The sequence below is a fragment of the Streptomyces sp. NPDC059037 genome (assembly GCF_042740015.1).
GTDB lineage: Bacteria > Actinomycetota > Actinomycetes > Streptomycetales > Streptomycetaceae > Streptomyces.
Window position 1 is genome coordinate 28,247 of the sequence record NZ_JBHYIG010000069.1, and the last position, 6,205, is coordinate 34,451.

Sequence of the window (6,205 nt, forward strand, 5' to 3'; positions counted from 1 at the left end):
GACAGACGTCCCGGGCGCGCGTCGTGCCCGCTGAGCAGCGCGGCGGTCAGTGCCATGCCCGCCACGGTGCGGGAAGGAACGCCGCACCGGCCGGTGTGTCAGCCGCACCCGGCGGCTGGTGCGCTCGAAGAGTCTCGTGCCCAACTCCTTCTCCAGGCGCGCGATTTGGTGGCTGAGAGCGGACTGCGACCAGACACCGCTCGGCAGCCCGGGTGAAGCTGTTCATCTCGGCGACGGCGACGGCATAGCGCATCTGCTGGAGCTCCATGAATCCATCTCCTATCGCGATCAATAAGATGACAAACATGTGTTGGACTCATTGATCGCCGCCCGATGAGACTGCACCCATGACCAGTCCAGTAACACAGAGAGTCCCCGCCGGGACCGTCAGCGATGGTCCTCGTGGACATCTGCCGCGTACCGTGCTGACCGCGCTCACCCCCATCGCGTGGGGCACGACCTACATCGTCACCACCGAGCTTCTCCCCCCAGGACACCCCCTGTTCGCGGGACTCCTGCGAGCACTGCCCGGCGGCCTGATCGCGCTGGCGCTCACCCGGACGATGCCGCGCGGAGGGTGGTGGGGGAAAGCCGCGGCGCTCGGCGTGCTGAACATCGGCCTCCCCTTCCCGCTGCTGTTCCTCGCGGCCGAACGCCTGCCGGGAGGCGTGGCCGCGACCCTGGCAGCGGCCCAACCGCTCATCATCGCCCTCCTGGCCGTGGCAGTCCTGCACGAGGCGCTATCCGCCTGGCGCCTCGCCTGGGGACTGGTCGGCATGGCCGGCGTCGGCCTGGTGGTGATCGGGCCGAGCGCGGCATTCGACAACGTCGGGATCCTGGCGGCCCTCGGCAGCGCGGCGTCCATGGCGCTCGGAATCACCCTCACCAAACGCTGGGGACGCCCTCCCGAGGCCGGTCCCACCGCTTTCGCCGGCTGGCAGCTCACCGCAGGAGGGCTGTTCCTGCTGCCCATAACGTTTCTGGCCGAGGGGACACCTCCCGCCATCGACCTGACCGCCGCCCTCGGCTACCTCTGGATGGGCCTGGTCGGCGGACTGATCTCCTACGTCCTGTGGTTCCGCGGCATCACCACGCTGCCCGTCACTTCGGTCGCTGTTCTCGTCCTGCTCTCACCGCTGGTTGCTGCGGTGCTCGGCGCCGTCGTGCTCGGCCAGACCTTCGGTCCAGTCCAACTCCTAGGGTTCGCGCTCGCGCTCGCCGCGATCGTCGCGGGACAGCTGCCCACCCCCCACCGCTCACGCGGCTGATCTTCAACGGAAGGATTCCGTCATGCCGAACAACAAGACCGTTCTGGTCACGGGCGCGACCGGCGGCCAAGGCGGCGCCGTCGCCCGCAGGCTGCTCGACAACGGCTGGAGGGTACGCGCCCTCGCCCGTGACCCGGACAAGCAGCGAGCCAAGGACCTCAAGGCGCTCGGCGCGGAACTGGTCACCGGCGACCTCGACGACGCTCAGTCGCTGCGCACGGCGGCACAGGGCGTACACGGCATCTTCAGCGTGCAGCCAGCCGACATGGCCGACCCGCACCCCGAAGTCGAGGTGCGGCAGGGCAAGAACGTCGCCGACGCGGCCGCAGACGCAGACGTCGCGCACCTGGTCTACAGCTCCGTGGGCGCCGCCGACCGCAAGTCCGGCGTCGCGCACTTCGAGAGCAAGGCGGAGATCGAGGCACACATCGATGCCATCGGCGTGCCCGCGACGGTGCTGCGCCCGGTGTTCTTCATGGAGAACTGGCCGTACATGGTGCCGGAGGCAAAGAACGGCGAGCGGGTCGGTTCGATCGCGCTGGCCGCGGACACCTCGCTGCAGATGATCGCGCTGGTCGACATCGGCCGGATCGCCGCGGACGCGTTCGACAAGCCGACCGAGTTCATCGGCAAGAAGATCGAGATCGCTGGCGACGAGCTGACCGTGCGGCAGATCGCCGAGGCGTTCAGCAGGGTCGAAATGGAACGTGCGCCAGTTGGCCAACCACATGATCCAGGGAAGCCGCATCTACACCTCACTCCTACGCGGTGGCAGCAGTGCGGAGTTCATGGCGAACCTGGACCAGGAGATGCTCAGCGGCGACCTGGTGACCGCCTACCGGGATGCGGTGGCCGATTGCCGTGCGGCGTTCCATGCCGCCGACGCGCTCGACGGGATAGTCGACTACCCGTTCGGTCCCGTTCCTGGCCGCCAGCTGCTTGGCCTGTACGTCGTGGACGCGATCACCCACACTTGGGATCTCGCCCGAGCGGCACAGCTCGACGAACGACTCAACCCGCGCACGGTGCACTGGATTCTCCACAACTTCGAGTGGATCTATCACGGCGTCAGCGAAAGCCCGATCACGGACGGCAACCGCTACTACGGATCCCCTGCGGAGGCGTCGACGCCAGTTACGTCCGAGCAGGATCGCCTCCTCCGCATGATGGGGCGCAGCAGCCGGGAGGGGCGGGGCCCGTCAGCCGGTCCGTGCTGACTGCCAGGCCGCGGCGTCGAGGAAGTGCACGTCGTAGCGCGTCTGCTCGGCCTTGAGGCTGTCAAAGGAGTCCAGGCCGTGCTGAATGCGTCCCAGAGCGCGGAAGTAGCCGAACCGTTCGATGCCTGGGGTCAGGACCGCGAGTAGGTCGGCGGTGGAACCGGGGGCGGCGCCGAAGGCATGCGGCATTCTTGGCGGAACGACGACCAGCCCACCTGGTCCCACGGATGTCAACTCACCGTCCAGGAAGAACTCCACCGTGCCGCAGAGTACGTAGAACAGCTCTGACGACAGCACGTGAAAATGCGGCCTGGCACCGTCGGCGCCCGCGCCGAGGGTCAAGCGGTTCGCGCCCAGCGCGCCACCGGTTGCGCCAGCATCGGCCAGCAACCGGAAGCCTCCGCCATGCGGCAGTGGCACATGCTCGGCCTCCTCAGACCGCACGATCAGCGCGTCTCGGGTGTTGTCAGCGTCCCGAACCATTTTCTCTGCTCCTCTCGCAGATCTCCTGTGACCGGCTTCCATTCCAACCGGGGAAGAAGCTGCGAACCAGAAGCAGTTGTCGCCTGTAGAAATCACCGTTCGCGATCAATCGGAGGGGCATGTGGAGCTGCGGCAGTTGCAGTACTTCGTGGCCGTTGCCGAGGAGGGCGGCTTCGGACGTGCCGCCGAGCGTCTCGGCATCGTCCAGTCAGCGGTCAGTCAGCAGATCCGCCGCCTCGAACGTGAGCTTGGGGTGGTGCTGTTCGAGCGCTCCACCCGCCATGTGCATCTGTCCGGCGCCGGTGAGCGGTTGCTGCCCGAGGCGCAAGCCGTGCTCGTGGCCGCGCGCCGCACCCGCCAAGTGGCCGCCGACATCGCGTCCGGCGACGACGGCCTGCTGCGCCTGGGCAGCGTCCATGGCCCCGGCGACCGGATCTACCGCCTGCTGAACGAGCTGTCGGCCACCGCGCCTCGGCTCCAAGTCCGACTGCGGCGCCTGGCTCTCGCCGACCGGCTGACCGCAGTGCGTTCCGGTCAGCTGGATGCCGCTTTCGTACGGGCGCTGCCCCAGGCACCGGGTCTTGAACTCCTGCCCGTGTGGAGCGATCCGCTGTATGTGGCCCTGCCCGACAACCATGCGCTGGCGGCCGAGCCGATCCTGCGCCTGGAGCAGCTGGCCGATCTGCCGCTGCGTCTCGCGCCGCAGGAGAACAATCCGCCGTTCCACGATCTGATCACCGGCGCTCTCCGTTCAGCCGGGGCCGAACCGCTTCTGGGGCCGCCGTTCACCAGTTTCCAGGAGACGCTCACCGCGATCGGTACCAGCGCGCCCTCCTGGACCGTCTTCTATGACGTGGTCGGGCTACCGCCTTTCCCACGGGTAGCCCTGCGTCCCCTGGCCGAGCCCGCCCTCCCTACGTCGCTGGCCGTCCGGCCGGGACCGCCCAGCCCTCAACTGCGCCACCTGCTCCAGGTCCTTGCTCATAGCGATACCAGCCTTGATTCAGCCCCCACGGCCGCGGCGGCCCCTAGAGATCCGTGACGTCAAGCGACATTCAGAAGGGCATCCGTCGCCCGGCCGGGGGTAGGCGCCCCGCGTGCACCATCAAGTCGGCCCGGGCCCTGCTGAGTTGGTGTGGCGTCCGCCGTTGGTTAGTAGTCGGGTTCGACCGGTGGCGGTTGCTGCGCGAGGCACCGGCGTGTCATTGCTTTGGGCGCACTGTGGTCAGGGAGCCGCCCCGAGGAAGTGGCCTGGGCGATCACCGAGCTTGCGGCGCCGACGGCGTGGCCACAGCTCTGAGGCACATCAGCTTTCCGATGGCCCGCTCCACTGTGTTCCGAGCCTTGCACCGCTCCCTGCCGAAGCCTCGTTCCATGCCAAGCGAGCGTTTCAACCTGAGCTGCGCGCGCACTCGTGGCGCCGCCCCCTTCAGTTGGCGGGCTGTCAACAAGCGAAGATGGCCAGCACTTGCGTCCTGTTTTGGTCAGCCTGCCGGATTCATGGCAGGAGTGGCTGACCAGGCAACTCAAGAACACGGCAAACGGCCTTCACCGCGGAAGGGTGCTGCCGCAGCACTGACTGACCCGGCACAGTTGCGTCGGGCCATGTCTAAAGAACCAGCGGATTCCGGCTTCTTCCAGTGACAGAGAGTCTCTGCAGGAGGAGGCCGGACGATGCCGAGTACTCACCCTCTGCGCTGCCGCGGAGATTCAGGCGGGGGCTGGCTGGCGCAGGCTGTTGTCGGGTTGATCGTTGAATACAGTCGATCAGAGGAAGCCGTCGTCGTGACTGCGGCGCCCGGGAGTCAGTCCTACCCGGACTCGCACCCTGCTCTCGTACAAGCGGTGAGGTCCGCCTCTCGACTCGGCCGGACTGTTCAGCTGCGCGCCGACTCGCACGTCTCCCTTCAAGTGCCCGTCGCTGAAGAACCGCCGGAGACGTCAGAGTCCGCGCCCGGACTGACACAGCCCGTCTTCGGATCAATGCAACGGGCTGCCGGTCTGGGGGCCGGCTCCGGACGGAGGGTCCCGGACTCGTTCGGCTTGGTGATTGCCGTGACGGATTGGAGACCGGTGACCTGGCCGAACGCCACCGACTGGGATGAGCTGCTGTCGCCGACCGGGATCCTTGCCCTTCTCATCGACCGCGGCCGCATTCCGGACATGCAGCCGGCCCTCCCAATCGCGCGCCTCCGGGGTCTGCTTCCCTTCGACCACATCGAGTTGAGGCACGCCGACGTGGGGGCGTCTGATGAGCTCGCAAAGCGAGATGCCGGACGGGGCTGCAAGACCACCGGACGAGCGTGATCGGAAGCCATCGCCCGACCAAGACACTTGGGAGTACGCCCCGCGAGGCGAGTCCAGCCGCATCCCGCGGTTCACCGGGGCGGGTGACCTACGTCGGCGGCACACAAGGAGAGCGGCTTCGCGGCGAGTTGGCCTACGTTGTACGCGAACTTCTCGTCTGGGCCGTGGCCGCGTGCCGACTGCCCTCGAGCGTGCTGTGGACCGAGATCCTCGCCGCAATGCTGGATGTATCACGCAAGATGGAGCCGCCCGTTGGCAGTGCACGGCAGGTGGTCGCACCGGCTACGGAGAAGCCCGACCGAGAGGTCGGCGACGGTGCATACATGGTCAACAGCAAAGGTCACGTGCAACCCATGAACTCGAAGGTCCGTGCCAGTGAGCTGGTCCCTGCAGGAGGTGCGCCTGTCTGGTGGACCCACTTCCAGGGCCAACACGGCCGCACCTCACCGCGCATGCTCCGAATGGTGCCCCGACGATCGCGCGCCGGGGCACACAGCAATCGGTGAGATCACTCGCAGGACATGGTCACGCTTGCCCGGAAGATGTGGCCGTAGTTCGGGTCGTCGAAGACCTCGAAGACCTGGGGCTCACCCTCGAGTTCACATTGGAACCTGCCGTCCCCGCTCGCCGAGACTTGGGCGTCGTCGATCGCGCCCTGGACCGCGACCTCGGCTGTCGGCCCGCGGCCGGCGCCGCAGTAGAGTGCTGCCGAGCCGGCGGTTGCGGGCGCAGCGACGGCCAGCAGGGCGGCGACTGCTCCGGCTACGAGGAGCCCACCCCGGGTCGTCCATCTGATTGGTCGCAGCATCGTCGATCCCTGCCCTTCAGGTTGGCCCCGTCGCGGGACGGGGTTGGGGGGGGGGTCTCCATCACTTAATCTGACGCCGCAGCCCCCAATTTAAACACAAGGCGGCCGCTGGTGAGCGGGAA

Annotated in this window: 6 protein-coding genes and 2 pseudogenes; 5 read left to right on the plus strand and 3 right to left on the minus strand. The window is 67.6% G+C overall.

Going from position 1 to position 6,205, the window contains the following annotated elements:
• Positions 1–67: 67 nt before the first annotated feature.
• Positions 68–268, minus strand: a pseudogene (locus ACFWY6_RS16870) (LysR family transcriptional regulator); the annotation flags it as partial.
• A gap of 79 nt (positions 269–347) precedes the next feature.
• On the opposite strand from ACFWY6_RS16870, the gene ACFWY6_RS16875 reads away from it, so the two are divergent.
• The 3 genes and pseudogenes from ACFWY6_RS16875 to ACFWY6_RS16885 all read left to right on the plus strand — a co-directional run bounded on the left by ACFWY6_RS16875 (position 348) and on the right by ACFWY6_RS16885 (position 2,485).
• Positions 348–1,268, plus strand: coding sequence for an EamA family transporter (locus ACFWY6_RS16875; protein WP_384690452.1), 921 nt, complete (start codon positions 348–350; stop codon positions 1,266–1,268).
• Positions 1,269–1,290: 22 nt separating this feature from the next.
• Positions 1,291–1,905: pseudogene (locus ACFWY6_RS16880) on the plus strand (SDR family NAD(P)-dependent oxidoreductase); the annotation flags it as partial.
• A 79-nt stretch (positions 1,906–1,984) separates the two neighbouring features.
• The gene (locus ACFWY6_RS16885) at positions 1,985–2,485 is read left to right on the plus strand and encodes a hypothetical protein (protein WP_384690475.1); all 501 of its coding nucleotides are present in this window, start codon (positions 1,985–1,987) and stop codon (positions 2,483–2,485) included.
• Here ACFWY6_RS16885 and ACFWY6_RS16890 read toward each other — a convergent pair.
• Complete coding sequence (locus ACFWY6_RS16890; RefSeq protein ID WP_384690455.1) at positions 2,468–2,968, minus strand: cupin domain-containing protein; 501 nt, start codon at positions 2,966–2,968, stop codon at positions 2,468–2,470. The two genes, ACFWY6_RS16885 and ACFWY6_RS16890, sit on opposite strands and share 18 nt — an antisense overlap.
• Positions 2,969–3,089: 121 nt before the next feature.
• Between ACFWY6_RS16890 and ACFWY6_RS16895 the strand changes: the two genes are divergently transcribed.
• Positions 3,090–4,010 (plus strand): LysR family transcriptional regulator, encoded by a 921-nt coding sequence (locus ACFWY6_RS16895; RefSeq protein WP_384690458.1) that lies wholly within the window; start codon positions 3,090–3,092, stop codon positions 4,008–4,010.
• 1,031 nt (positions 4,011–5,041) lie between these two features.
• Positions 5,042–5,275, plus strand: a complete 234-nt coding sequence (locus ACFWY6_RS16900; RefSeq protein WP_384690461.1) for a hypothetical protein — start codon at positions 5,042–5,044, stop codon at positions 5,273–5,275.
• A 508-nt stretch (positions 5,276–5,783) separates the two neighbouring features.
• On the opposite strand, the gene ACFWY6_RS16905 is transcribed toward ACFWY6_RS16900, so the two are convergent.
• Positions 5,784–6,083: a hypothetical protein gene (locus ACFWY6_RS16905; RefSeq protein ID WP_384690463.1), complete on the minus strand. Its 300-nt coding sequence runs from the start codon at positions 6,081–6,083 to the stop codon at positions 5,784–5,786.
• Positions 6,084–6,205: the final 122 nt, after the last annotated feature.

Bases quoted from the DNA above. Each gene is read 5' to 3' on its own strand.
- ACFWY6_RS16905 (WP_384690463.1), bottom strand. From the start codon at position 6,083: ATGCTGCGACCAATCAGATGGACGACCCGGGGTGGGCTCCTCGTAGCC.
- ACFWY6_RS16890 (WP_384690455.1), bottom strand. From the start codon at position 2,968: ATGGTTCGGGACGCTGACAACACCCGAGACGCGCTGATCGTGCGGTCT.
- ACFWY6_RS16875 (WP_384690452.1), top strand. From the start codon at position 348: ATGACCAGTCCAGTAACACAGAGAGTCCCCGCCGGGACCGTCAGCGAT.